Genomic DNA, 25976 nt, shown 5'->3' on the forward strand with positions numbered 1-25976 from the left:
CGCCGGCAGTCCTGGATCATGAACTTACCATAAAGACCCGCCACCTCGAAAGACGCATGGCTATTGCACCGGGTCTATCAAATGATCCGGCGAGAAATGCATCGGCCTGGACACGCAAGCCATTTTTGGAGCGGCTTCCGCTAGGTCTGATCCTTTTTCCCCCATGCGAAGTTGCAAAAATTGCATTACTATGGAGGCATTATTCTTGCCGCTCATCAGGACAACGAAGTCAACAACCTGGGCTTACCGGCCATGACGCAACGAAGTTCCTACTTTCGGCCGAAATGGATATTCTTGGTTCCGCTGTTGGCGCTGTTCTTAACGGCATTCTCGCAGATCGCCTATGCGGAGGGCAAAGCCGCCATCGTGGTGGGGAACGGCGAATACGAATTTGCGCCTCTCGCTAACCCGAAAAACGATTCCAAGCTGATTGCCGCGACACTCACGGAGCTTGGTTTCGATGTTCTGCTTTTCTACGACGTCAAGAAAGCCGCCGCTGGCGACCTCGAAAATGCGATCCGCACCCATCTTCTCGGCGCTGATCTGGCTATCCTCTACTACGCGGGACACGCGCTGCAGTACGAAGGGCGAAGCCTGCTGCTACCCGTCGATGTACGAACCGGATCGGCTAAGGAAGTCATCGATGACGCCATCGTTCTCAATGATCTCATAGACATCGTCAAGGACGACCCGATCGGCGTCAAGCTGATCATTTTGGACGCCTGCCGCAATAACCCGCTCACCTCGGAAAAGGGACTGCGGCAGGGCTTGGCAAATATCGAGGCAGGCGCAGGTCAGGTTCTCATCGCCTTCGCCACAGGCGCCGGCGAAGTGGCTTACGACGGCACCGGAGTGAACAGCCCTTATTCTTTGGCGCTGGCCAATGCGCTTCAACAGCCGGGCCTCGACATCTACGACACGTTCAGAACAGTGCGCGGAGACGTGCGCCTTGCCACCAACGGATCGCAGATACCGTGGATCACAGGCTCGATCGAAACCAAATTCGTCCTAAAGCCGGGCGGCGCCGAGAAACCAGCACCCGAGGTCCCGGGGGGCGATGGCGAGCTGACTATTGATCAGGTCCTTTGGTATTTCATTCAAGACAGCGCGGATCCAACGGATTTCGAACGTTTCGCTAAAGTGTTTCCGAAGAGCCAGCTTGCGGCCGAAGCGCTCAAACGCAGCAGTCTCCAGGTTGCAGAGTTGCAGAAGCGCGGGCTGTTTGTCAGCGGCGCACTTGCCGCCACCCCGATTTCCACCGAGCCGCCGTCCGATGAGGCTACTGCAGCCGCTGGAGCGGAGTTTATTTTTCAGCAGGCCGGCGAGCGCGCCGTCAGCGAGACTTTTCGTATCTGGCCACGCGAAATGCCCGACACGCAAAGCGGCATGAAGACGCTCGTTACGGATTGCGACCTATATGCAGCCGATCCCAACGATCCTCAACGCGTGGTACCCGGTGTTACGAACGGGCTGGTGAACGTCCGCGACGGGCTGCGCTCTTGCGGCTATGCGCTCGCTGCAGACCCCAGCAACCCACGCCTGCAGTTTCAGTTAGCCCGCGTCCTCGAAATAGCGAAACGCTATGACTGGGCGGAGCATTTCTACGAACTTGCCAGCCAGCAGCAATACAGCGCCGCTTTCGTCAATCTCGGTTACATGGCCCGGGCCGGTATCGGCCGGGAGGTCGATTACAAGCGTGCCTTGGACTTCTACATGAAGGCGGCACCGCTCGGAAATCTCAGAGCAAGGACGAATGTGGGAACCGCTTACATCCGCGGTCAAGGCGTGCCTCAAAATCCCGAAGAGGGGATTCTGTGGTACAGACTTGCAGCATCAAGCGGCTGGTCGAATGCGATCACGGCGCTCGGCGACAGCTTCCGTCGCGGTACCGGCGTGAAGAAAGATGATGTGGAGGCGACGAGGCTTTACGCCGCCGCGGCTGATGCAGGTCAGATCGACGCCATGACCAATCTCGGCCGTGCCTATGTCAGCGGCTTGGGTGTCAAGAAAGATGTCAAGCGGGGCTATGATCTGATGATCCGCGCGACGGAAATGGGTAACCAATACGCGCCCTTCTACGCAGCACGCCTTCTCGTGAAGGGCGAAGGCAACGTTCCTCGCGATGCCAATCGCGCACTTGCCCTGTTGGAACTGTCAGCACGCCGAGGCTTCGAGGACGCCTATCTCGAACTCGCAAAGGGTTACGAGGAGGGCAGTTTTAGCCGTGGAAAGCCGGATTTGCAAAAGGCATATTTCAACGCAACGCTCGCCACTCGTTTCAAGGTCGAAGAGGCAGAACGGACCAAGTCTTCGGTGGGTGAAAAACTGAACGCTGCCACGCGAAAGGAAATCGAGGGAGAAGTCGAGCTTTTTGTTCAGCAGAATGGACTTTGAGGAACACAGGAATGGCTTTGCGCTGGATCATAGACAAAGTTGGCTGGTTTTTGCCGCTCGGCAGGCGCAGGAGAAATGCCCGGATCGTCGATCCGGCTGATGAAGAGGACAGCCTTCTTTATGTCCTGCAAGATCCGAAGGAGGAAGCCAGGCCTAGGAGCCTTATTTCTGTCCTCGGCATGATGCCCGCCAATCTCCCGGAGATTCTTGATACGGCCGTGGAGGCTTGCAGGGCAAATGGTGAATTTCCTGTTGTTGTTCTGTCAGAACTCCGTCCCGATCTGATAGCTGCAAGTTCCGCTCCTTTGGAATTTCTCCCTACCCGGAGCTACCTGCCTTCGCTCTCCCCTGAAATCTATGGAAGATACGTTCGCCGGCGCTGGTCATTGATCCTCGCGAAATGGGACATCTCCAGCGAAATCACACTTTCATCGACCATCGACGAGTTTCTTGCCGACCAGGTAGGCGCCGATGCGTCCATTCGTTCACCTGCGAGCAATCGAGGCATGCAACGGGCGGTCAGCGCGGATACTGAAGACAAGCTGCTCGATCGCATTCGCGGCCATGGCGGCGCCATTGACGTAACTCAGGCGAGCTAATCGCCGGCGAACCTCGGTGCGGAAGGCCTCAGATAGCGCCAGATCGAGGGTTGTCTCCACACGATCCAACTCCGAGTACCGCAGGCAGAGACCCAAGCCTGTTGTTTGGGCATAAACAGCGCGAAGATGCTGGTCATCCATTTCCGGCGCTTCATTGGGCACGAAGATCGAAGGGATTCCTCCCAAGATGCTTTCATGGAAGCTATTATAGCCGGCAGTGGTGACAAGAAGATCGATCGCGCTGACATATTCAGCCAAGGGGTAAACGCTTGTGCGCAAAACGCCCGGCCATTCCTGCTTGGAAGGTTTCGCGAGTGGATTGAGAATCTGAACTGTTTGTATATTCCGCCTCACCAGGCCGGCGAAAATTAGGCCGGGCAAATCCTCAAGGTCAAAGTTGCGTTGCGAGCCTAGTTGTACCGCGACAGTAAAGCGGCCCGGGTCGACGCCTAGCTTGCTGGCAGCTTCGCTCCTGGGCAGTCCCGTCCCTGGATCCAGCAGAAGCACAGGGGGGACGGCGACAGTCCCCGGCATATCGCGTGTCGGACCATGGTCTTCGTCATGAGCAAATTCGCCCGGCTCGATCACCATGTCGAATATATCCTGGGAACCTGGGTCAAAGTCGTGGTCAAGGCGCCACAAGGCACGCCGGATCCAAAACCAGGCCAGGTCGCGACGGCATTCGGCAACGGCAATCAATCCTGGAAACGGCCTGTTCCCATCGAACACCACCGCCGAAACATCAAACGCCTCCACGGCCGTCAGCAGCTCTTGCGCATATGCCCTATTCCAACTGTCGTCCGTCACTCCGATCGCCAAGCCGGAAGGAGTATAGTCAACAGCGTGACCTCGCGCATAGGCCAATGCGGATCCGGACGATCGGGTAAAGAAAATAGGTTCGGTGTCATCGGGCAGACGCTCTGCGATAGCCATCAGACGGGTGATATGTCCGAGCCCGATACCGTTTGTCGCGACGAAAAGTATCCGTCGCTTTTTGCCCATACGCCGTGGCAATGATCTGGGTGCTTTGTCTTCGGCGGCCTCGCCAGTTAGATGGCACTTGCCCGCGGTTGTGCTGCATTTCAGGGCGGGGGGCCTGGACAGTTCAAGATCATCACATAGGCGTGCCATGCGGTGCGAATATTGATCGATCGCAAACTTTCTCCGGACAAGCTCTCGCGCGGCATTTGATTGTTGGAGATAGGTCGAAGGTGAAGCGACAAATCGCTCGATGACGTTGCGCGTTTCGGCAACGTTGCAATAGACGGCGCCACCTTCGAAGAGGCCTTCAAATGAAGGATCGAGCACCGTCACCAAACCGCTAGCCATCGCTTCCGCGATACATACTCCGAAGGCTTCCACCCACTGCGGGCTATGAAAATAAACATAAAAATCAAGGCGCCTGAGAAAGTCCGGTACGCTGTTTTGCGCGAATGGACTGATCTGCCAGTTCGAGCCTATCCAGGGTTGGATTGACGTCGGGGCACCGCCCAACACCTTGATGGCGAAATTGGGTGTGTCGGGATAGGCTGCCCGTAGCTCATCTGCGGAACTGGGCCATTTCGCCGGGTCTGCTCTCGTGTGGCGCCCCAAATTGACGGTGCCTGTTGGAGCTGTTCGCTGGGGAGATGCCCATTCAGCAAGGTCAACCATGTTCCACAAATCGTGCCGGAGCAGCGCAGGACTTTCGGTCCCGATACTGTCGAACTGGGATCGGACCTTCGGCCCAACGGGAGCAAACACGACCGGAACACCAAAGAGCCGATCCAACACGCGTTCCACGACCCCCAGATCGTATTGCGGAACCCGATTGCCGTCGAACAGAGGATGATGAACCACACACACGACGCGGCGAGGCTGCAAACGCACCGGCGAACGCGGCATTCGCTCGAACACTGCAGGATGGTGGGCCAGAAGAATGTCGCAGGTCGCCTCTTCGGATCCTGTGAGCCAAACGGTATTCGATTGCTCGATAACTGCGGCTGTACGACTGTCGAAGACGCCGAGCTCACGTGTGCGCTGTCCCAAAAAAGGCAGCAGGCCACAGCTCACCCCCCACTGGTTCGCCGCCTTCAGCTCGGTTCTTAGTGCGCTCGACGTACCGCCGTGAAAGCGCGGGTCAGCAGCATGAACAACGTCAAAATGCACAGCTAACCCCACGATTGTATCCGACGCTGAGCTTCGCGGCCTGTCCCGTCTCCCTCAATGTGATCGAAGGGTATCCCCAAGTTTCCAGATGCGGCGGCACATTGCTCCTCGAAAAACGCGGTCTATGAAGCAGAACAGACAGCGCTAGTAGACTCGCCGTCCCCAGAAGTCTCGCCGAGGTTGGGTCGCCAGTTTCCGAACTGTAACAGGCTGCTTTTGAACCGTCGTCTTCATCTTCTCGACGGCCAACGTCCCATAGCAGCTGCGAGGATATTCAGCGAGGAAAGCCCGGTAGGATTGACGTGTATTCAGCCTTTGTGCCCGGCGCCAAGCGGCAGATTCAGCTGCGCTCGGTCGCGTGCTTTGACAGTTGCTGGGATTGGGTGGCGCCAATGTTAGGTACGGCCAGGACGGCACACATCCCGTCAGAAAGACCGAGAAAAGGACGGCAACACGTTTCAACATTCGAGAACGCTCCAATCCAGAACCAGGCTAAAAACCCACAAGAAAGAGTAGAATAACTATCGCCAAATAACAAGCTCCGCAGATGCGTCCAACAGCGATCCGGTGCGACTAGTGGTTAAGGTAAATTTGAACAGCCGTAAGACGCTGCAGCTCTTTCGTTCAGTATTTCCACTCGTGGCCGAGAGCGTCAGTTTTAAATACGTCATCTATGCGCGATGCCGTAAATCTGCAGTCTCAGATTGATTCTTCGTCTGCTCGACATATCACCGCCGTTCATATCCGGAATGCCGACATCGACTTCCCCAAGACGCGCGCATTTAAGCGTCCTCATCGAAAGGGTCCGCTCTCGACCCGTGCTCGCGAATGTACGAGCGGATGATCTTGTGCTGGATGTCACTCAACGTCAGCACGTGCAATTCCTCCGCCCCACGCAGCCGGCCGGCAGCCGCGCAGATCTCATATACCGAACTTGCGCAATGGAGCATTCTTTCGCGGTCAGAACAGAAATGCTCCGGGTACACTGTCGGCTTAGCGACCACCAACGACCTCTTCTGACACTTCGCGTAGGAAGAAATCGATCTCGCCATCCCTTTTCTCTCGAAACATCAAAAGCTCGCCTCTCAAATCCGCCTTGCTTCATCGGCTGTCAGCGCGTGCTCTCGCGTGCCAGACACGATGATCTCGAGAACTTCATGCTCGTCGGTATTCTTAATGTAGCGGTCGCCCACATACTCGCCGCGCTTCAGCACCATGACGCGGTCGCCCACGGCGAAAATGTCGACGAGGCGATGCGAAATGATGATCTGGGCAACCCCCTGCTTCTTTAACTCCAACATGGTTTCGAGCAGGCGCTCGGTCGCCATCACGGAAAGGTTGGCTGTCGGCTCGTCGAGGACCACGACGCGCGGACCAAAGGAAATCGCGCGGGCAATCGCGACCGATTGCTGGCGGCCACCCGACAGGCTTTCGACCTTCTGATAGACCGAGTTCACGTCGACCTTGAGCCGTTTCAGCACTTTGTCAGCTTCCGCATACATCTTGCGGCGATTGACGAAAGGACCTTTGAGCGGCCAGCGGCCAAGGAAGATGTTCTGACCGACATCCATGTTACCGCACAGCGCGAAGTCCTGGTAGATCATCTCGATGCCGACATCCCGGCTTTCGTGCGGGCTCTTAAAGTGCACCGGTTGTCCGGCAACAAGGATCTCACCGGCATCGCGCTGATAGGCGCCGGTCAGGATCTTCATGAGCGTCGATTTGCCGGCCGAGTTGTCACCGACCAGGCCAAGTATCTCGCCGGGATAAAGCACGAGATCGACCTTGCGGAGTGCCTGCACCGCCCCGAAAGCTTTTTCGATACGCCGCATTTCCACGATCGGTTCGGGTTGTGCTGCGTCAACCATGGGCGATTTCCCGACCCTTGTGCCCTCGTGCAAGGCTGGCTCGCAGAGATCCGAAAACCTTGGCCTGGCGCACCCATATGTCGATCAGCACCGCGACGATCAAGATGAGGCCGATGAAGACGTTGATCCAATGCTGCGGCATGCTGAATCCCTGGACGTTGAGCTGCATCAGTGCCCGCACGAGCGTAATCACGGCCGCGCCTGCGAGAGCGCCGATCATCGTGCCGTAGCCGCCGAAGATCGAGCCGCCGCCTATGATGACGGAAGCGATGGCATCAAGCTCGCGGAACTGCCCGGCAACCGGGTTGAAGCTTCGAAAATAGGCGACGTTGATGATCCCGGCCATGCCCGCACAAAGTGCCGCCAGCATGAGGGCGACGAAACGCACCTGGTCGGTGTTGATGCCGGCATAGGCGGCGGCGCGGATGTTGCCGCCGGTGGCACGGAGCTTGTGTCCGAACGGCATGTAAGCGAGTACGACGCCAGCCATCAGCGCGACGAAAAACATCCAGATCGTCTGGACGCTGACGACCTCGGCCACCGTGCGTAGGATGCCGGGCGGTAGCGAGATGAGGAAATGGAGGAGGATGTCATTCACCTTGCGGCCGAGCAGATTGTAGCCCTCCGGCCAGCCGGCCAGTTGCTGTCCGGCTACGAACCAGGCAGCCAGACCGCGGGCGATATAGTACATGCCAAGTGTGGCGATAAACGCCGGCAACTTGAACCCGACCGTCACGACGGCATTGACGAAACCTGCGGCCATTCCCGCAAGAAGGCCCATCGCAATCGCAGTGAATGGATCGGCGCCGAGGACTTTCAAGAAGTAGGCAGCCGTACTCCCGGCAAGGGCAAGGACCGATCCGACGGAGAGGTCGATGTCGCCCGCGGCAATCACATAAGTGAGCCCGATCGCGATCAGCGCCAACTCGGTATAGTTGAGCAGGATCGCGAAGCTATTCGACAGGTTCCACCAGTAATCAGGCCTGAGCGCGACACCCGTTAACCACAGCAAGACAGCCAGGATGATGGCAAGCGAATCCCGCCGGCCAACAAACCTCCCGAAGGTGGTCGTCGACATCGCCGTGTCCGTTGCCATGGCGCCTTTGGTCTGAACGCCCTCGAGCGCGACGCCGCCGATCTCATAGGCGGGCGGCGGCGGCTTGCCGCGGAGCCACGCCCAGAAACGCGCTGCAACCTGGCGCCGAATGAGGTGGGGTTCAATCAGCACCGCGATGACGAGAAGGAGCCCAAGAAAGACCGGGACCGCACCGACCGGTAACGAGAATATCGCGTTGACCGTGATTTCCTCATCGCCGATCTTGACCGTGCGCGTGATCGGCCAGCCCTCGCGCAGCACCTTGTCGAGAAGGACAACCAGCAGTGCGCCAAGGCACGACCCGGCCACGCGGCCACGGCCGCCGAGGATGGAGGCGCCCCCGATAATCACTGCGGCGATGACGGTCAGCTCGCCGCTCACACCGTAAAGCGGCGTCACGCCCTTATCCTGCGCGGCCGACATCAGGCCGGCGAGCGTCGCGCAGAGCGAGGAGATCAGGTAGGCCCGGATACGCACCCAGTTCGTCGGTATGCCGGCATAAACCGCTGCCTGCTCATTGCCTCCTGTTGCGAAAGTCTCGTAGCCCCACCGCGTCTTGGCCAACACAAGGGCGCCGATCACTGCGACGACGGCGAAGATCGCAATCTGGTTGTTGAAGCCAAAAACATTTGTTTCACCGAGGTGGAAGAACAACGGATAGTCTTTCGCCTTGCCGGGATAATAGATCGCCTGGCCGTGCGTGAGTGCAAGGACGAAGCCGCGGCCAATAAAAAGAACCGTCAGTGTGGCAATGAACGCGGGTACTTTCAGGACCGTGACCAGCAGGCCGTTCGCGAGACCGATCACAACACCTAACGTCATACAGAGGATTATCGCTGTCAGGACGTTGAGATCGAGTACGTTGGACGCGAACAGCCGAGCAAAAACGACCGCGACCAGGCCATAGGTTGAGCCGACCGAGAGATCGAGATCCTTGTTGACAATGACGAAGGTCATTCCGACTGCGATGATGGCCACCCGGGAAGTGTCGCGAAGCAGGGCATGGAACGCCTCCGCCGATCCGAAGAAGGCGGGATTGACGATAGCGCCCCCGAGATAGAGGAGCACGAGCAAGCCCACAAGCCCCGCCTCCCAGCCGCCAATCAGTTGGGATGGTACGCGCTCGTGCCGGGTCGCGTTAGGCTCCATAAGCTTGTTCTATCCGGCTTTCGCATGCTGCGGGCAGAGCTCTCGTCTCCCGCAGCGATTGTGAACCTTGCCTGCGACGTCAATTCTCGAAGCGCTTGCCAACATTTGCGACAGTCTCCTTGGTCACGAGCTGGGCGCGCGTGTCGAGATTGGCGGCCGCGATACCGCGATCGATCTGCAGATAGAGTTGCATGACCGGCCAGAAGCCTTGCAGGAATGGTTGCTGACCAAGCGCGCCGGTCAGGTCGCCGCTTTTCAACGCATCCTGCTGGGCGGGACCGAGGTCGAATCCATAGGCGCAGATCTTGCCCGTCATGCCGGTCTGGGCGACGGCCTTGGCAAGGGCCGGCGTGAATACGTTGTTCCCGGCAAAGGCGCCAACCACGTCGCCGCGCGATTCAAACAGCGTGACGATTCCGTTCACCGGATCATTCGGGTTGGTGTCGATGCCGGTGTTCTCCGGTCCTGCATCGACTTTGAAGTTCTCCAGCTTGCCCGCATCCTTGAGGCCTTTGACGATCGCGTTGAAAGCCGATGTCACGCGATTGTTCACCTCGATGTTGCCCATCGCAGTCGACGAAGGCAGCACGATCGACCCCTTCTCGATACCTTTATCCGCCAAGCACTTCACGAGTGCCTCGCCGGCAATTGCAGCAGCAGACGCGTCCTGGCCGGTATGGCTGAGCTTACTGCGGTTGAGAATGGTCCCGTCGAAGGAATTTGTGGTGGCAACCGGGATACCTTTCGCCTCGGCGGCTTTGACGATGTCGTTGTAGGCGCCAGCCTGCGGCGTTGTCATGATCAGCCCGTCGATCGTCGGGTCCTGCACGATCTGGTTCAGGATTTCGATCTCGCGGGCGGGGTCATCGGTCGGCGATTCAGAGCCGAGCAGCAGGACCTTGGCGCCGATCAGATTGCCGGCAACCGTCGCGCCGACATAGACGGGGTCGAAGAATCCATTGCCAGCCGTGTGTGTTACAATTGCGAATGTCAGATGGCCGTCTGCCGAATGGAAATCCTTCGTGCCGGCAGCCTCCTTTGCGGCTTCATCGAAATTGTAGCCGCCAACCGCTTTCTCGACGCTGCCCGATTGCGCGAAGGCATACGAGACGCCAAGCGATACCACTGCGGTCGATACCGCGAGCAAAATAATTCGCCTCATGATTGGTCCTCCCTTACCAGGATCGGAAACCATTCGAGCGCACTTATTGAGTTGTTCGAATGCTCCCCTCCCCATATTTTCTAATATTCTAATATGCGGCGCAATCCCCGCGGAAGTAAATGGCGAACTCACCGCATTGGCGAATTTATTCAATCTCGAAGCGAGTCCGGTCACCGGATTGAGAGAAACGGGTGTGAACCCGCCGCTTGCGGACAATTACCGGGGCTCGCGGTATCTGAAGCGACGTCGTCAGGGGTCTCCGGCTCATCGAGCAGGTTCGCAGATTGCAAGAGGCAACCCGTCGGCAGCCCTAATTTGCCATCAGTGTGCTGACAAAGGCTGGACGACCTCTTATGAATTGCGCATGCAAAACGACTTTCTGATAAACGGCCCCGACGACGCCGAGTTTACGGTCCTGCTTGCTCATGGCGCCGGCGGGGCGATGGATTCGCCGTCGATGACGGCTGCGGCCGAGGCTCTGGCAGCCATCGGCCTTCGCGTCGCCAGGTTCGAATTTGCCTATATGGCGGCAAGGCGAACCTCCGAAGGCCGCAAGCCGCCGCCGCGCGCCGACAAGCTCATTGCAGAATATGGTGCCGCAATCGAGCGGCTCGGCGTGCGCAGTCCTTTGATCATCGGCGGAAAATCGATGGGCGGCCGCGTTGCCAGCATGATTGCCGATGATCTTTTCGCCAAAGGCAAGATCGCCGGCCTCATCTGCCTCGGTTATCCGTTCCACCCGCCTGGCAAGCCCGAAGAGCTCCGCACAAAGCATCTCGAAACGCTGATGACGCCGGCGCTGATTGTCCAGGGAACGCGAGACGTGTTCGGCACTCGGCAGGAGGTCCAAAGCTACAAGATGTCCAACAAAATTGAACTCGTTTGGCTTGAAGACGGCGATCATGATCTGACGCCGAGAAAGAAGATATCGGGCTTCTCACTGGCAGATCATCTGGCAAGCATGGCAGAGGCCGTCAAAACCTGGGCGTCTTCGCTGGCACCATAGCCGCGATGTGCTTGAGCGGCAACACACCGTCGCGGGCGTCAGGCGATATACGCATAGCGAATCCACTATACGGAACCCGCAGCAAAGTGGACATTGAATTGTCGAGCCTGGGCATAGCGCATTGATGTCGAGCATTCGGCCGGGCAGGTTTTGGAGGTGAATGCGGCGGTCATGACGGCCGCCAGCATGAGCATCGGCCGCCCATCGACCACCCCTATCTCGATGGGCGGTCCCCCGCAGAACACCCGGTCATAATTTTCCGATGGCCGGCAAAGTGACCCGAGCTGTCATCCGCTCTAGCCTTTTGTAAACCGGCGCGTCTCCGTCGGCATTTCGCCGAAGGTTTCCCGGTAAAGGATGGAGAAGCGCCCCACATGCGTAAATCCCCATTGCCGAGCGATATCGGAGATGGAGACCCCATCCTGACGGCCGAGAAGAAGATCTTTTCGGGCACCCTCCAAACGAAGTTGGCGGAGATAGTTCAAGGGTGTCGTATTCTTGAACTGCTTGAATGCCGCCTGAAGGGCACGGGCGCTGACTCCCGCATCGCGCGCGATCTCATCGACGCTTACCGCAGTTGCAATGTTGGCCATCATATAGTCGATCGCGCGCTTCATCTGTCGCGGCATCGCAGGCGAGACGGGGCGTTCCAGCAAAGCCGAATAGCGATGCGGTACGTTTTCGAGGAGCGCGACCATGATCGTGCGGAAGAAGAATTCCGTGGAACGTGCCGAGATGGTGCCCGCCGGTTCGCTGATCAGACTATCCCACAGCAACTGGGCCATCGCGGCGAGTTTCGCACCCGCACCCGAACGGGCATCGTACTCGGCAAAGAGTTCGATATCGTGAATGACCGGTGAACCGAGAAGTTCGCTCAGTTGGCGGGTAACCGACTGGCGACTGAAAGCTATACCAATATGACTGCGATCGCTATGCAGCCGCAGCAGATTGGCCTTTGACAGGTCGGCGGCCAGAAGCGTGCCAGGCGCGGACGTCAACTGATGCCCGTCTCCGCCCATTTCCATCGCACCCGTTATTGGCACATAAAGCGCGTAGGCGTCCGGCGGCTCCGAGAAATTGACCTCCATGCCCGATTGGCAAAGCCCCGACCAGATGTCGAATTCTCCAACGGAGAAATGGGTGTCTTCCACCGATATCGTACGACTTCGGTCGATCGGGCTAACCCGAACCGGCTTCAAAGTATTGGCATAGTGCTCACGCAATTCGTCAACATCGGCGTCGAAGATGCAAAAACGGGAAGCGTGCAGGTTGCCCGTCATGGCCTAGACTGCTCCGGAACAACGCAGGCCGTCGCGCCGGCTGTATAAGATGAGGCGACGCTTTGATCGAGGCAGCACGGCCGCGCCGTGCAGAGATTCACGAAGAATGCGCCACTCTCCCCGGTTGACAAGTCCTCCTCCGACCTGTGCGGCTTCGCATGCATTAGTATTACTTTATGCACACATTAGTGTCTTCGTAAATGTCTAAGGAATCAACTCATATCCAGAGAACGAACAGAATATCCGCTGCGCGCGTGGGATTGTCGTTTGAGCAGGCCTTGAAGGATGGGGTGAAAGCGCAAGACCCGTACCGCAACGATCATTTGAACGAGAAAAGGCCCGCAAAAACGCGGGCCTTGAACGTCACCTCAGGCACGTGGCTAGGATTGTCAAAATTCTTCCCAGTCCGCCGACACAGCAGCCGCTGCCTGGGTCTTTCCACCGGTGAACGCGGATGAAATTTTGCGAATCATGGCAGCAGGCGCTGAGGGTCTCGGCAGGGAGGCGGGGCCTGCTTGACGCACGGCCACCGACTTTGCACCGTCGAAACGGAACTTTGCCAGCTGAGCTGAAAGCGCTGCTGCTTCAGCTGCCAGTTTTTGGCCGGCGGCCGACGTCTCCTCGACCATAGCAGCGTTCTGCTGGGTCGATTGATCCATCGCATTGACGGCATTGTTGATTTCCCGCAGAGCCGTCGACTGCTCCTTTGCCGATTCAACGATCGAATCGACATGACGGTTGATCTCCTGCACTTCCAGGACGATTTCCGTCAGAGCCTTACCTGTTTCGTCAACGAGCGCCACACCGGAGCGCACCTGTTCGGCGGACGTGTGGATCAATTGCTTGATTTCCTTGGCGGCCCTGGCGGAGCGCTGCGCCAATTCCCGCACTTCCTGTGCCACCACGGCAAAACCCTTGCCTGCCTCGCCCGCACGGGCCGCTTCAACGCCCGCATTGAGCGCCAAGAGATTCGTCTGGAAGGCGATTTCGTCGATGACGCTGATGATGTTGTTGATTTCGCTGGACGAACTTTCGATTTGTCCCATCGCAAGGACGGCGCGCTTGACGACGTCGCCCGACCGCTCGGCATTCTGCCGGGTTTTGGCAACAACCGTGCGCGCTTCTTCAGCGCGTGCGGTCGAGCCATTAACGGTTGCTGTAATCTCGTCCAGCGCGGCTGCTGTTTCTTCGAGGGAGGCAGCCTGCTGCTCCGTGCGGCGAGCAAGGTCATTGGAGGCCGTGCTGATTTCGGCTGCACCAGCGTCGATCGAGAACGCGTTGCCGCCGATTGCCTTCAAGGACGACTGCAGCTTGTCGGCGGAATTGTTGAAATTTATGCGCAGCGTGTCGAGCGCTGGACCGAATGGCCGGACGAGTCGGAAGGCGAGATCGCCGTCGGCCATTGCTTCAAGTGCCTGACCCAATTGCGCAACGGCATCGTTTGTTTCTGTTGCGGCAGCCTCACGCTCCCTGGCGGCGCCTTCGAGCTGCTCGCGTTCTGCAGTGGCGCGTCTCGCGTCGGTTTCGGCCCGGTGCGCAGCCTGTGCACTGAGCGCGTCGCGCACGGCGCCGACGGCGCGCGCAAGATCACCGATCTCGTCGCGGCGTGCATCGAGCTTGGAATCGGCTGCGACCCCCTCTCCGCCAGCCATGTGCTGCAGTGCCGATTGCAACTTTGCGATCGGTCTCGTAATCGAGCGACTTGCGAAAAAGGCCGCGACGATCGCCAATATGATGGCGCCGGCCAGTGAGCCGAACGCCAAAGTCTGGAAACCGCTGGCGGACTGACGAACGTCGCCGCCGACCTTCTGGTTCAGGGTCTCCTGGTAATCGATGAATTTGTTGATTGCGCCGAGCCAGGCGACGAACAGCGGACGGGCCTGTTCGAGCAGGATTTTCTTTGCCTGCGCTCCATCGCCTTTTACCTGCAGGTCGATAATCTGGGTAACGAGAGGATTGGTTTTCGATTGGATGTCGGCAATCTCAGCAAGGATTGTCCTTTCTTCGGCCGAGGCGCCCGCCGGCGAAGACACCATCTCCGCCATTTTTTTCTCGTTGACGGCATAGGCTTCGGCCAGTTTCGCAATCAGTTCCACCGCAGCCTGCCGGTCTGCAGTAGCGTCGACCAGGGTAACATCCCGGATTGCGATAGCCCGGTCGTGCACGCTGCCGCGGTAATTGATGGCAAAGCGCTGCTTGACGCTGTTGACGTCGTTGATCTGGCTAAGATCGCGATTGATGGTGTTGACCTCGGTCACCGAATACTGGGTCAGCGCCAGCATCAGGAGAAGGAGGAAACCGAAGCCGATCCCCAGGCGTGTTCCAATTCGAAAGCGGGTCATTTTCCTCATCAGTATTTCCAGTCTGAATGTGGCATTTGATATATAAGTAAAATTCACTACAAATCTTAAATAACATTGAAGTATCCAGAAAACGAAATTCTGTCCTTCAAACGACCGGTCATAATACAGTCTATGGCGATAGGGCCGTTACAAAATACAACGGCAAGTTATACATTCCGAGCTAGAGGCTCCCGGCGCTCCATCGGAGCTTTCGATAGCGCCATCGTTTTTCTCCGTTTTCTTTGTCTGGCCTACTTTGCCAATTTCTCGGCTGCGGAATCATCTGCAGGAGAATGAAAGACATGGCTATATTTTCGAGTTCAAGGATCCTCGTTGCCGGGGGCGGTTCCGGAATGGGCCTGGCGCTGACGAGACGCTCTCTCGCCGCCGGTGCGGAGGTCGTCATTGCCGGGCGGAACGCAGAAAAACTGAAACGCGTCAGACAGGAACTACACAACCCCGCCGCACTCCGCACGGCCGCAATCGATATAACACAGGAGGATCAGGTCGCCGGCCTGCTGGGAAAGATCGGTCGGCTCGATCACATCGTCAGCACAGCCGCCGACATCGAGGGCGCTTATGAGCTTTTGCCATCGCTTGACCTTAAGACAGCGCAACGGGTCGTCGAAAGCAAGATTTACGGACCGTTGCTCTTGGCAAAATATGGCGCACCTTTGATCCCGGCCGGCGGCTCCATTACCTTTACATCGGGTATCGCAGCCTACAGGCCATCGGCACGCGGGGCAGTTGTGGCCGCCGTCAACGCCGCATTGGAGGGACTGGTGCGCGCCCTTGCGATCGAGCTGGCACCGATCCGTGTCAATGCCGTCTCGCCCGGCTGGGTCGACACCCCCATTTGGGCCCTTGTGGCCGGCGACAAGAAGGACGACACGCTGGGCGCTATGGCAGATAGGCTGCCGGTCGGACGCGTGGGACGTGCGGACGATATCGCCGACGCCATCAGCTTCCTGATAGGCAATACCTTCACGACGGGAACGGTATTGCACGTCGAGGGTGGGCATCGGCTGATCTAGCTGGCCCCGAACGCATCGCTTGCCGCCGCCAGCAGCAACTTCAGCGCTGGCGGTTGCACGCGCCTGCGCCGCCAGATCATTACAAGCAAAGCCGCCTGCGTCGCGTTTGGCCAAGACATCTCGCTGATTTCGCCGCGATCGAGGGCCTCGACGACCGCAAAACGCGGAACCAGAGCCAAGCCTGCACCTTCGGCCACGAGCCGCGAAATTGTAGCGATGCTGTCAACTACGGCGGCAAGGCTCGGTGCGGCAATGCCTGCTTCAGCAAACGCCTTGTCGAACAGATGCCGGTAGACGCACCCGACCTCGGTCACCACGAAGCGTGCCGAAGCAATCGCGTTCATATCGAGTTTCGTTGCTGCGAGTTCCCGTCCAGGAGGCGCAATCAGAACCAATGGCTCCGCGGCAATCGCGCGCTTGGCGAAACGTTCGCCGACGCCCTGCTGATCGAAGCAGAAGGCGACTTCGATCTCGTTTGTTTCGAGCTTTTGCAGTAGGCCACCGCTGCCGGCGACCTTCAACGTGAGATCGATGCCAGGATGATGGCTCTGAAAACCGGACAGCCATCTTGGAAGCTTGACGGAAGCAATCGTCTCCAGCGCACCAATCGTGACCGACCCGGCATTTTGCGCTGTGATGGCTGCCACCGCTGCGCGGGCCTCGTCTGCCAAGTTCAGTATGGCTTCGGCATGGGACCTCAACACCTCGCCTGCTTGCGTCAGCTCCAGACCTGATCTCGATCGGATAAAGAGAGCCGTACCAAGTTCGATTTCCAGGGCTTCGATCTGGTCGCTGACGCTCGATTGTGCGAGGTGAATTTCTGCCGCTGTCCGCGTGAAACTTCGGTACCGGACAACCGCAAGGAATGTCTTGAGTAATCTAGGATGCATCGAGGTCAGCGCGGTAGAATGGTGAGATGAGCGCCGACGCTGTCATGTCGCTTGCATGCCGTCAATGGATTGCAGAACGTTTGCAGTGAGGCAGCGCCAAGATCCCGCCAAAGCCTTAGCGAGGTTTGCACGCACTGATCGCGTAGCGATGCTGGAGGCCTCTGGAAAGGGCCTTGAAATAATTCCAGTGGCGGGCCTGTGCTTTGTGCACTTCCCGCAGGTTTTCGTCGATCCGCACGCGTTCGAAACCGGCGTTCTTCAAAAGTGCGGCGATCTTGTCCGCCCGCGCCCCCTTTGAGAAATAGACCCGCGACAGGATACTGCTATGGATCTCTGCCATACCGGGCCCATGCCCCGGATCAGCTTTCAAAAGTCCGCCACCTTCGAGCAATTTCATCACACGCTTCACCAGCCGCTCGGCAAAACCGGCACTGACGAAATCGCCATCGACGATCAGCAGCGTTCCGCCAGGCTTCAACACACGCATCCATTCCGCAAAGGCTTTTTCGGGATCAACCAGCGTCCATACCAGATGGCGGGTCACGATGACGTCGTAAGTGTCATCCAATTCCGTGGTGTTTTCGACATCAGCCATGCGGAAACTGATCATGCGGCCTCGGCTCTTTGCTTTGGCACGGGCTCGCTCCAGCATCGGCTCGGCCCAATCGAGGCCGGTCACCTCGAAATCGAGATCGTCCATGAGATGGGAAATGACCCCCGTGCCGCTCGCCAGGTCGAGCGCACGCCTGCCCTCTCCCGCCCCAAGATGCTTTACGATCAACCGATGCCAGGCGCTTTTCTCCGCCTCGGTGAAAATCTCATGGCCCGGCGACTGGTCGAAGGACTCGGCCCTGGCCGACCAATAGGCCTTGATCTCGTCACGAAGCCCGTAATTCTCGCCGCCCGCCACTTGCCCGTCCATTACCGTCATGCCAGCCAGTCCCAGTTTGAAATTGTTCTAATAGATATAACTTGACGATTACAATCATAAAATAATAGACGGCATTTCAGTTTTCCACGGAGTGAATTTTAATGCGCATTAGAGCCAAAGCGGCCATTCTTGCAATGGGCCTTGTCGTCACCGCCGTCTGGCCGGCCCTAGCCGACAAGATCACCGTGAAGGACGTGACCGGGCGCGAGGTCGAGGTGAACGCCCCGGTCAAGCATATGATCCTCGGCGAGGGCCGACAGATCTATTTTCTGGCAGCACTGGATAAGGAAGCCCCGTTCGAGCACGTCGTCGGGTGGCGCGACGACCTGCCGAAGGCAGACCCTGAATCCTACGACGCCTACCTTGCCAAGTATCCCGAGATTGCCAAGCTGCCGACCTTTGGTGGCATGAAGGACGGCACCTTCGATATCGAACAGGCCGTCGCGCTGAAGCCCGACGTGATCTTGATGAATATCGACGCGAAAACCGCCACCGAAGAAGCCGGATACATCGAAAAGCTCGGTAAAGTCGGCATTCCGCTCGTCTATGTCGACTTTCGTGAAAAGCCGATGGAGAACACCGAGCCCAGCATGCGCATCATGGGCAAGCTGATGGCCAAGGAAGCGCTCGCGGAAGACTTCATCAAATTCCGCGCCGACAGCATCAAGCGGGTGACCGACGTGCTTCAAAGGGCCAACCCGCCGAAGCCTGTCGTCTTCGTCGAGCGCGCCGGAGGCTATTCGGAGGATTGCTGCATGTCCTTCGGCAACGAAAATTTCGGCAAGATGGTCGAAATTGCCGGCGGTACCAACATGGCCAAGGACATCATTCCCGGCACGTTCGGAACGGTCAATCCCGAGCAGATCATCGCTTCCAATCCGGATCAGATCATCGTCACCGGCGGCAACTGGGACAAATATGTGCCCGGCGGTGCCTGGGTTGGCGTCGGCTATGGCGCAGATCTGAAGGAAGCCCACCGCAAACTCGAAGCCCTGACCAAGCGTCCGGCCTTCACTGGCGTCAAGGCGGTGGCCGATCATAACGTTCATGCCATCTGGCACCAGTTCTACAACAACCCCTACCAGTTCGTCGCCATCCAGGAGATCGCCAAGTGGCTCCATCCGGAACTGTTTGCCGATCTCGATCCCGAGGCGACCTTCAAGGAATTGCATGCCCGCTTCCTGCCGCTCGACTACAAGCCGGGATATTTCGTCTCCCTGAAGGACGAATAAACATGACCAGGCCGACGGCGCAGAAGCGGTCCGTCGGCCCGAACATTTCTGTCACCGGCGCGCGAATTGCGCGTCGATAAGGAGCCTCTCATGCGGTTTTCTGCCATTCGACACATCGCCGCCATTCTGCTTGGCCTGGTTGCGGTACCCGCAACAGCCGCCGAGATCACCGATGTTGCGGGCCGCACGCTCAAGATCGACCTGCCGGCAAAACGCGTCATCGTTGGCGAGGCACGGCAGATCCACGTCATCGCTGCCCTTAAGGGTGACAAGACTTTCGATCAGATTGTTGGTTGGCGCGATGATCTGATCAAGAAGGATCCGGACAGTTACACAGCCTATGTCGAGGCATTTCCGCAGATTGCCGACCTGCCACGTTTCGGTTACCTGCCCCAAGGTGAGTTCAGCCTCGAAGCGGCAATTGCGCTCTCGCCCGATGTCATCACCCTCAATCTGGAAGCGCAAAAGTCCGCCACCGACAGCGGCTTTGAGGAAAAGGCGGCCGCCGCCGGGATAAAGATCGTCTATCTCGATTTTCGCCTCGATCCGGTTCGCAACACCGAGGCGTCGATCGAACTGCTCGGTCGCCTTTTCGGCGCCGAAGACCGAGCCCAGGAATTTATTGCCTATCGGCGCGCGCAAATCGCCCGCGTGACCGACAGGCTCGCAAAGGTCAAGGACCTGAAACGCCCGAACGTCTTTGTCGAGCGGGCGCCCGGTATTTCCGGGGAAAACAACTGCTGCCGCACCTTCGGGCCGGTCAATTTCGGGGCCATGGTGGAAGACGCCGGTGGCCATAATATCGCATCAGACGTCATTGCCACCACCTTCGGCGATCTCAACCCCGAACAGCTTGTCGTGTCCGATCCCGAACATGTGATTGTCACCGGCTCGAACTGGGCAGCCGAATCCGACATCAACCAGTTCGTGCCCGTGGGCCGCGGTGCGGATATGTCGCTTGCCCGCGACAGGCTCGCAAAACTGATGACGCGCACACCCTTTCCGGCGCTAAAGGCTGTTAGGAGTGGACGAGTTCACGCCGTATGGCATCAGTTTTATGGTGCGCCATACGAGTTCTATCCGATCCAGCAATTTGCCAAATGGCTTCATCCCGAGCTGTTTGCTGATCTCGATCCGGATCAAACATTCAAGGAATTCCATGAGAGTTTTCTTCCCGTGACCTTCAAGCCTGGCTATTTCGTATCGCTGGAACGGGGATCAAACTGATGGCTGAGGCAACCCAGACACTCGTTGCGCCGGCCGGACGCGTGCGATATCGCGCTCTGGCAACGCGCAGAATCCTGATCCTTGCCGGGTTGGTTGGCGCACTGTGCCTCAGTGTCGCGGCCGACATGGCACTTGGCCCGGCACGCTACAGCCTGACGGAGGTTGTCTCGGCGATCTTCGGCCCCGGTGAAGTTGCAAACCAGCTGAGGGTCGTCATCTGGGATATCCGCATGCCGATCGCGCTGATGGCGATCACAGTCGGCGCGTCGCTTTCGGTCGCCGGCGCCCAGATGCAGACGATCCTCTCCAATCCATTGGCGAGCCCTTTTACGCTTGGCATTTCGGCGGCCGCCAGCTTCGGCGCAGCACTCGCACTCGTTGGCGGCGTCGCCCTGTTTCCCGGCGCCATCGAATACGTGGTGCCGCTGAACGCCTTTATCATGGCGATGGTCGCGGCGCTCTTCATCCACTTCGCCTCCACGATGCGCGGTGTCAGCGTCGAAACCATCGTGCTGCTCGGCATCGCCCTGGTCTTCACCTTCAACGCAGCCCTCTCCCTCCTCGAGTATCTGGCTTCCGAACAGGCGCTCGCAGCGGTTGTCTTTTGGACCATGGGCAGCCTGACGAAGGCCACCTGGGCCAAGGTCTATTTCACCGGGGCGGTGCTTGTCGTCACCGTGCCGCTGTTCATGAAGGATGCCTGGGCGCTGACTGCTCTTCGCCTCGGTGACGACAAGGCTGCCAGCATGGGCGTCAATGTTCGCCGCCTGCGGCTGCAGACGATGATGATCGTGAGCCTGCTTGCAGCAATCCCCGTCTCCTTCGTCGGCACCATCGGCTTCGTCGGGCTTGTCGGACCCCATATTGCCCGCATGCTGGTCGGCGAGGACCAGCGCTTCTTCCTTCCTGGAGCCGTCATCTGCGGCGCGCTTCTGTTGTCGACGACATCGGTCGTCAGCAAGATGCTCATTCCAGGCGCCATCCTTCCGATCGGCGTGATCACCGCGCTCGTCGGCGTTCCCTTCTTCTTCGTTCTCATATTCAGCAATCGGAGGCGCGCATGGTAGGTCTTGCGCTTCAGGACGTTGGGGCCGCGTACGGCCGCAGGACGGTGCTTTCCTGCGTTAGCACCGACATGCTCCAGAGCGGCAGTGTAACGGCGGTGATCGGCCCCAACGCGGCAGGCAAGTCGACATTGTTCAAACGCATCGCGTCATTGATCTCCGGGCCGGGGCTCGTTGAACTGTCCGGCACGGAGCGCGGCCCGAGAACGATCTGCTACATGCCGCAGGATACCGGCGCCAACGCCGTTTTGACGGTCTACGAATCGATCCTGCTGTCTGCCAAACAGGGCAGCGGCTGGCGCGTTCACGACGATGAGCTCGCCGAAATCGACGCCATTTTGAAGGCACTGCGGATTGAGGATCTCGCATTTCGAGAGCTCGGGGAACTGTCCGGCGGGCAGCGGCAGCTGGTATCGCTGGCTCAGGCGCTCGTGCGCCGACCCGAGGTCCTCCTCATGGACGAGCCGACTTCGGCGCTCGATCTGCATCGCCAGGTGGATGTCCTTACTTTCATTTCCGACTTGGCAGTGCGCAAGGGCATGATCGTTCTGGTCGCGCTTCACGACCTCAACCACGCTCTTCGCTACTGTCAGAATACGATCGTCATTGCCGACGGTTCTATGGCGATCAGTGGCGATACATCGGCGGTCATCACCCCCGAAATGCTCCGCGACATCTATAAAGTCGCAGCCCGCATCGAGACCTGCTCGCAGGGACGCGCCCTGGTCATCGTCGATAACGCCATATAAGCCGCGAAGCTGCACCAATGCAGCATTCAAAGGGGAAAGGCGGCGCGTGCCGAGGCCCCATGGCCGCGCCGCCCCGGTCGATGCGCCGGTTGAATTAAAGAGCATTCGGGAATGTCAATTCCCACTCTTTCCTTTGTCCGGCCATCCGTTAGTTAAACGCCTGTTGTCCAAAGCATTTCATCCACAGGAGTAGGGATAAATGGGTGCGTCAGTGATAATCGGAATCTTGATCACATTTCTCGTAATCATTCTCGTCTTATACTTGGTTCAGCGGCTGCCGATCGATGCCCGCATGCGCCAGATCGTGCAGATTATCGTGATAATCATCGGCATCGTTTCGCTCTTGAAGTATCTGGCCGTTTGGTAATATCAGGCGGATTTCGACTGGCCGACGACACAAGGCGTCGACCCTTTGTGGCGAAGACTGCCCGCCGCTTTAGAGCAACGCGCACTCATGATCCGGTCGATGCCGGCTTATCGTCCGTTGGTATTCCTGCGAACCTTATCGCTTTTCGCTTTCACTGATGACGTCTTAGCGTCATAGGCCTGTCCGAAATTGGTACCGCCCAGATGCCCGCCGGCGCTGGTGTTGGCGACTTGGCGCTTGGCCCGCTGAAGAAGCTGATCTGCATTGGTTTTCTTCATTTCGTAGCTCCAATAATTGGAAATTGAAAAAGCCGGGCAAAACCCGACCTCGATTCGTCGTGACGGACCAGTGCCGGTACATCCGTGGTCAATGGCCGATCTGGTTGGATGACTTACGCAGCGAGGAGATTCTCGGCGGCGTTCTTTCCGCTTTTATTGTCGCGCACGATGTCAAAGGTGACCTTCTGGCCTTCCCTTAAATCAGACATGCCGGAGCGCTCTACTGCAGAGATGTGAACGAAAACGTCCGTTGAGCCATCGCTTGGCTGAATGAAGCCGAAGCCTTTGGCCGAATTGAAAAATTTAACAGTTCCGCTGTTCATGACGATTTCCTTTCAATCGCACAGGATTGGTCGCTCGGCTGCAATGCCGACGACGGATGATCGATTTTGAGAGGAAAGACCGCCTTGAGCGCAAAGGGCGCCAAAACAAAGCTTAACAGGCAAGCTCGATGACCGCTTTTAGGCGACAACTGTGTTTAGAAAAAGGCTGGATCGCACTACCTAGGCTAGCATGCGCTCCTAAAATGAAAGAGGTCCGCCGCTTGCCAGGCAACGGACCCAAATTTCGCGTACTAAAGGATGAATGGGCTCGCTACACATTACCTTCGCGACACAATGCCGTCGGCTTTGCGCCGACGACTGCCAATTATGCACTTATTGCAAGTTTCGGCGATGATGCTGTTGAACGTGCGGCGACCGTGCCTGCCAGTGTGGGCATGCCAGCCTCCAGGCAGGCTGCGATAAATGCTTCGCGGGCCACCTCTGCGGGGACGAACCGGCACAGTGCTCCCCGGCACTGGTTGACGGCTCGATGGTAGCGCTCACCTCGCCGCTCGGGCCACTCGTTCTCAAGAAATTCAATGGTCTCAAAGGCTGAGGTAAATGTCCGCTCAAGTCCGCACTCCAAGCGGACCGTTACCGGAACCCGCCAAGGCACCTCACTGACAAGCATGGTGTTCTTCTCCTCTCTAGATGCCGCTGTTTCACCCCAGAAAATATTGGTTTTGAAAGGTTTTCGTGCAAGAGGTAACGGCCTAAACCAATCGGATGAGGTCCTGCAGCGATTGCGATCAGGACGCATTCATTTTGAGAATACCGAACCGGCGCTATTGATATGGGCGCAGCTCGAGACCGGGCCGATCTTAGGCAAACTCAGAACCGTCCTTTCCTAGTGCCGGCACGCCGACGGCGGCGGTAAGTACAACGAGTACCGCCCATCCTGCCGGTTTCTGTCCAGTAGGATGGGCTTAGAAAGCTGGTTCGAGCCCTAGGTGACGACGTCCGTTCTCCCGATCTTCATCTTGATTGATCAAAATCGCTCAGTGTGATAACGAATATCCTCATGATCAGGGCGACCAGCGGCTCAAATCGCCATGCGTGAAATCAATCACATCACCGGCAAACAGCTGGCAGCCGCGCGCGTGTTGGCGGGTCTTGATCAAAGCCAACTTGCCAAGGACGCCAATATTTCTGCTCCCACCTTGTGCCGCATGGAAGCATGTGAGGGGCAGGTCAAGGGTATGGCTAACAACGTCGTCGCCGTCGTTCGCGCCCTCGAAGCGGCCGGCATTGCCTTCCTCGACGGCGACTATGCAGGCTCCGGCGGCCCAGGCGTTCGCCTTCTGGCACCTGCGCGCGGGTCGATCGACGTCGATGAGAAACAGGTGATTCAGTACCGCGACGTTTTCGAAAACGATGCGCCACCTGGCGCAGGCGGCTGATATGGAAGAGCATGTCGGAAATCGCCGCGACGAGCCGCTTACGTCTGAAGATCTGACCGTCTGCAACAACGTCCTTGACGAGCTGTGTGCTCAGATGGATATCACCGACGATGAAACGGTCACACATCTGGCGTCGATCATCATAGAATTATATCGCCAAGGCGTGCACGAACCGGAGCAATTGAAGCTCTTGGCCGGCGCGACGCGTGATGGCCCCGACCCGTGACGGACGGCGTTGATCATCGGTGGCCAGCAGCAGACGCTTGGTTACTTGACGCCCAGAGATCGCGAATGGCGATGTCTTTCTAGGGCGTCAAAAGAGAAAGCGGCAATCTCCAACGCGGTGCCACCATCGAGTGCAAGGTCAGACAGAATTTCACCGACGACGCTCGTGAATTTGAAACCATGCCCGGAACAGGGCGATGCAACGACAATGTTTGGCTGTCCAGGCAAAAGGTCGAAGAGGAAGTCCTCGCTCGGCAACATCGTATAGCGGCAGGAGGCCGCGCGAACACGAAGCCCGGCAGCCGCGGGCAGACGTCTGGACGCAAAACCGTCGAGCAGTGCGGTATCCTGGTCGTTGATCGGCGGATTGGGTTCGTTGGGGTCGATCGGCTCGCGGAAATGCGCGTGGCGGCCAAGCTTGATGCCGTCGGTGCCGATCGCGGGGAAGCCAAAATAAGAACCTTCCGCACCTTCATCGCGAAGGAAACATGGCATGCGTTGCGGCTCTGCTACAAAGCCGTCCTTTGGCTGATACCACGCCACGACCTGACGGATCGGGGTCGCGTGTGATTTCAGGTGCGGAACGAGTTCCGCAATCCAGGATCCCGTCGCGATGACGACCTTTTTGGCGTGGTAGCGGCCACTCGCTGAAGAGATAGTGACACCGCTGTCACCCGGATCGAGCGCCATAACCTTCTCGCCAAAATGGAGCATCGCTCCGCTTTCGGCCGCAAGTTTGATGTAGCCCATGATGGCAGCTTCCGGGCGCAGATATCCGCCTTGCGGGTCGAGGATCGCAACCTCATCGTCATCGAGCTGAAAAGCAGGAAAGCGGCGCGCCATTTCCGCCGCGTCGAGCTCTTCATGGGCAAGGCCGTGTAGCCTGCACGAAGTGCGCGTGCCGCTGACAATCTTGCTGTCTGGCAGACCGATCTGCAACACGCCGGTGATGGTCAGGATATCGGCCCTTAGACTGGTTTCGAGCGCACGCCAGTTGCGATAGGCACGTTGAAGAAGCGGCACATAGGACGGGTCCTCGAAATAGCCGAGCCGAATCAACCGGCTGTCTCCATGCGACGAGCTCATCGCATGCGCGGGAAAATAAGCGTCGATACCAATCGCTTTGACGCCGCGGGCGGCGAGAAATGCAAGTGCTGCGCTTCCCATGGCCCCAAGGCCGATCACAGCGACGTCGAATCGAGCGATCATGGC

General features: G+C 58.2%; 23 protein-coding genes. 11 read left to right on the forward strand and 12 right to left on the reverse strand.

From position 1 onward, the window contains the following. Nucleotides 1-252 precede the first annotated feature (252 nt). Both BLP23_RS27105 and BLP23_RS27110 read left to right on the forward strand, forming a co-directional pair. A complete protein-coding gene (locus tag BLP23_RS27105; protein ID WP_092587863.1) occupies nt 253-2394 on the forward strand; it encodes a caspase family protein in 2142 nt (713 codons plus the stop codon). An 11-nt stretch (nt 2395-2405) separates the two neighbouring features. Then, nucleotides 2406-2993 (forward strand): hypothetical protein, encoded by a 588-nt coding sequence (locus BLP23_RS27110; protein WP_233426830.1) that lies wholly within the window; start codon nt 2406-2408, stop codon nt 2991-2993. On the opposite strand, the gene BLP23_RS27115 is transcribed toward BLP23_RS27110, so the two are convergent. The 4 genes from BLP23_RS27115 to BLP23_RS27135 form a co-directional block, all read right to left on the reverse strand. Next, the gene (locus tag BLP23_RS27115) at nt 2880-5153 is read right to left on the reverse strand and encodes a glycosyltransferase (RefSeq protein ID WP_233426831.1); all 2274 of its coding nucleotides are present in this window, start codon (nt 5151-5153) and stop codon (nt 2880-2882) included. The genes BLP23_RS27110 and BLP23_RS27115 overlap by 114 nt on opposite strands. A gap of 1073 nt (nt 5154-6226) precedes the next feature. Then, entirely contained in the window at nt 6227-7009 is a 783-nt protein-coding gene (locus tag BLP23_RS27125) for an ATP-binding cassette domain-containing protein (protein ID WP_092587826.1), read from the reverse strand. Next, the gene (locus BLP23_RS27130; RefSeq protein WP_092587827.1) at nt 7002-9254 is read right to left on the reverse strand and encodes an ABC transporter permease; all 2253 of its coding nucleotides are present in this window, start codon (nt 9252-9254) and stop codon (nt 7002-7004) included. Before BLP23_RS27130 ends, BLP23_RS27125 begins: the two co-directional genes overlap by 8 nt. A 79-nt stretch (nt 9255-9333) precedes the next feature. Then, the gene (locus BLP23_RS27135; RefSeq protein WP_092587828.1) at nt 9334-10416 is read right to left on the reverse strand and encodes a substrate-binding domain-containing protein; all 1083 of its coding nucleotides are present in this window, start codon (nt 10414-10416) and stop codon (nt 9334-9336) included. Between the two features lie 364 nt (nt 10417-10780). Here BLP23_RS27135 and BLP23_RS27140 point away from each other — a divergent pair, with 364 nt between their 5' ends. Continuing rightward, nucleotides 10781-11422: an alpha/beta hydrolase family protein gene (locus BLP23_RS27140; protein WP_092587829.1), complete on the forward strand. Its 642-nt coding sequence runs from the start codon at nt 10781-10783 to the stop codon at nt 11420-11422. A 296-nt stretch (nt 11423-11718) separates the two neighbouring features. Here BLP23_RS27140 and BLP23_RS27145 read toward each other — a convergent pair whose 3' ends face one another. Both BLP23_RS27145 and BLP23_RS27150 read right to left on the reverse strand, forming a co-directional pair. Beyond that, entirely contained in the window at nt 11719-12702 is a 984-nt protein-coding gene (locus BLP23_RS27145) for an AraC family transcriptional regulator (RefSeq protein WP_092587830.1), read from the reverse strand. 389 nt (nt 12703-13091) lie between these two features. Then, nucleotides 13092-15053, reverse strand: coding sequence for a HAMP domain-containing methyl-accepting chemotaxis protein (locus BLP23_RS27150; protein ID WP_092587831.1), 1962 nt, complete (start codon nt 15051-15053; stop codon nt 13092-13094). Nucleotides 15054-15337: 284 nt separating this feature from the next. Here BLP23_RS27150 and BLP23_RS27155 point away from each other — a divergent pair, with 284 nt between their 5' ends. Next, complete coding sequence (locus BLP23_RS27155; RefSeq protein ID WP_167363991.1) at nt 15338-16078, forward strand: SDR family oxidoreductase; 741 nt, start codon at nt 15338-15340, stop codon at nt 16076-16078. Here the strand turns inward: BLP23_RS27155 and BLP23_RS27160 are convergent. Together BLP23_RS27160 and BLP23_RS27165 are read right to left on the reverse strand one after the other, a co-directional pair. Beyond that, nucleotides 16075-16968 (reverse strand): LysR family transcriptional regulator, encoded by an 894-nt coding sequence (locus BLP23_RS27160; RefSeq protein ID WP_092587833.1) that lies wholly within the window; start codon nt 16966-16968, stop codon nt 16075-16077. The genes BLP23_RS27155 and BLP23_RS27160 overlap by 4 nt on opposite strands. 115 nt (nt 16969-17083) lie before the next feature. Continuing rightward, nucleotides 17084-17899 (reverse strand): class I SAM-dependent methyltransferase, encoded by an 816-nt coding sequence (locus tag BLP23_RS27165; RefSeq protein WP_092587834.1) that lies wholly within the window; start codon nt 17897-17899, stop codon nt 17084-17086. A 101-nt stretch (nt 17900-18000) separates the two neighbouring features. Between BLP23_RS27165 and BLP23_RS27170 the strand changes: the two genes are divergently transcribed. The 5 genes from BLP23_RS27170 (at nt 18001) to BLP23_RS27190 (ending at nt 22538) form a co-directional block, all read left to right on the forward strand. Next, on the forward strand, nt 18001-19131 hold the full coding sequence (locus BLP23_RS27170; protein WP_092587835.1) for an ABC transporter substrate-binding protein: 1131 nt from the start codon (nt 18001-18003) through the stop codon (nt 19129-19131). Between the two features lie 90 nt (nt 19132-19221). Next, nucleotides 19222-20358 (forward strand): ABC transporter substrate-binding protein, encoded by a 1137-nt coding sequence (locus tag BLP23_RS27175; RefSeq protein ID WP_092587836.1) that lies wholly within the window; start codon nt 19222-19224, stop codon nt 20356-20358. Then, the gene (locus BLP23_RS27180; RefSeq protein WP_092587837.1) at nt 20358-21425 is read left to right on the forward strand and encodes a FecCD family ABC transporter permease; all 1068 of its coding nucleotides are present in this window, start codon (nt 20358-20360) and stop codon (nt 21423-21425) included. Before BLP23_RS27175 ends, BLP23_RS27180 begins: the two co-directional genes overlap by 1 nt. Continuing rightward, nucleotides 21419-22171: an ABC transporter ATP-binding protein gene (locus tag BLP23_RS27185; RefSeq protein ID WP_092587838.1), complete on the forward strand. Its 753-nt coding sequence runs from the start codon at nt 21419-21421 to the stop codon at nt 22169-22171. The genes BLP23_RS27180 and BLP23_RS27185 overlap by 7 nt, the downstream gene beginning before the upstream one ends. Nucleotides 22172-22370: 199 nt before the next feature. Further along, nucleotides 22371-22538: a Thivi_2564 family membrane protein gene (locus BLP23_RS27190; protein WP_022716243.1), complete on the forward strand. Its 168-nt coding sequence runs from the start codon at nt 22371-22373 to the stop codon at nt 22536-22538. Between the two features lie 107 nt (nt 22539-22645). Here the strand turns inward: BLP23_RS27190 and BLP23_RS33880 are convergent, their stop codons facing one another. The 3 genes from BLP23_RS33880 to BLP23_RS27200 form a co-directional block, all read right to left on the reverse strand. Then, nucleotides 22646-22816: a hypothetical protein gene (locus tag BLP23_RS33880; RefSeq protein WP_167363992.1), complete on the reverse strand. Its 171-nt coding sequence runs from the start codon at nt 22814-22816 to the stop codon at nt 22646-22648. Nucleotides 22817-22929: 113 nt separating this feature from the next. Further along, nucleotides 22930-23139, reverse strand: a complete 210-nt coding sequence (locus BLP23_RS27195) for a cold-shock protein (RefSeq protein WP_022716241.1) — start codon at nt 23137-23139, stop codon at nt 22930-22932. 325 nt (nt 23140-23464) lie between these two features. Continuing rightward, entirely contained in the window at nt 23465-23770 is a 306-nt protein-coding gene (locus BLP23_RS27200) for a DUF982 domain-containing protein (RefSeq protein ID WP_092587839.1), read from the reverse strand. A 421-nt stretch (nt 23771-24191) separates the two neighbouring features. Here BLP23_RS27200 and BLP23_RS35390 point away from each other — a divergent pair, with 421 nt between their 5' ends. Both BLP23_RS35390 and BLP23_RS27210 read left to right on the forward strand, forming a co-directional pair. After that, the gene (locus BLP23_RS35390; RefSeq protein WP_092587840.1) at nt 24192-24539 is read left to right on the forward strand and encodes a helix-turn-helix domain-containing protein; all 348 of its coding nucleotides are present in this window, start codon (nt 24192-24194) and stop codon (nt 24537-24539) included. Nucleotide 24540: 1 nt separating this feature from the next. Further along, nucleotides 24541-24765 carry a hypothetical protein gene (locus BLP23_RS27210; protein ID WP_092587864.1) on the forward strand — a complete coding sequence of 75 codons (225 nt, stop codon included), beginning with the start codon at nt 24541-24543 and terminating at the stop codon, nt 24763-24765. A 41-nt stretch (nt 24766-24806) separates the two neighbouring features. Here the strand turns inward: BLP23_RS27210 and solA are convergent, their stop codons facing one another. Then, nucleotides 24807-25973, reverse strand: coding sequence for an N-methyl-L-tryptophan oxidase (gene solA, locus BLP23_RS27215; RefSeq protein ID WP_092587841.1), 1167 nt, complete (start codon nt 25971-25973; stop codon nt 24807-24809). Between the last annotated feature and the right edge of the window lie 3 nt (nt 25974-25976).

It is taken from the genome of Rhizobium mongolense subsp. loessense, assembly GCF_900099775.1.
In the GTDB taxonomy this organism is placed as follows: domain Bacteria; phylum Pseudomonadota; class Alphaproteobacteria; order Rhizobiales; family Rhizobiaceae; genus Rhizobium; species Rhizobium loessense.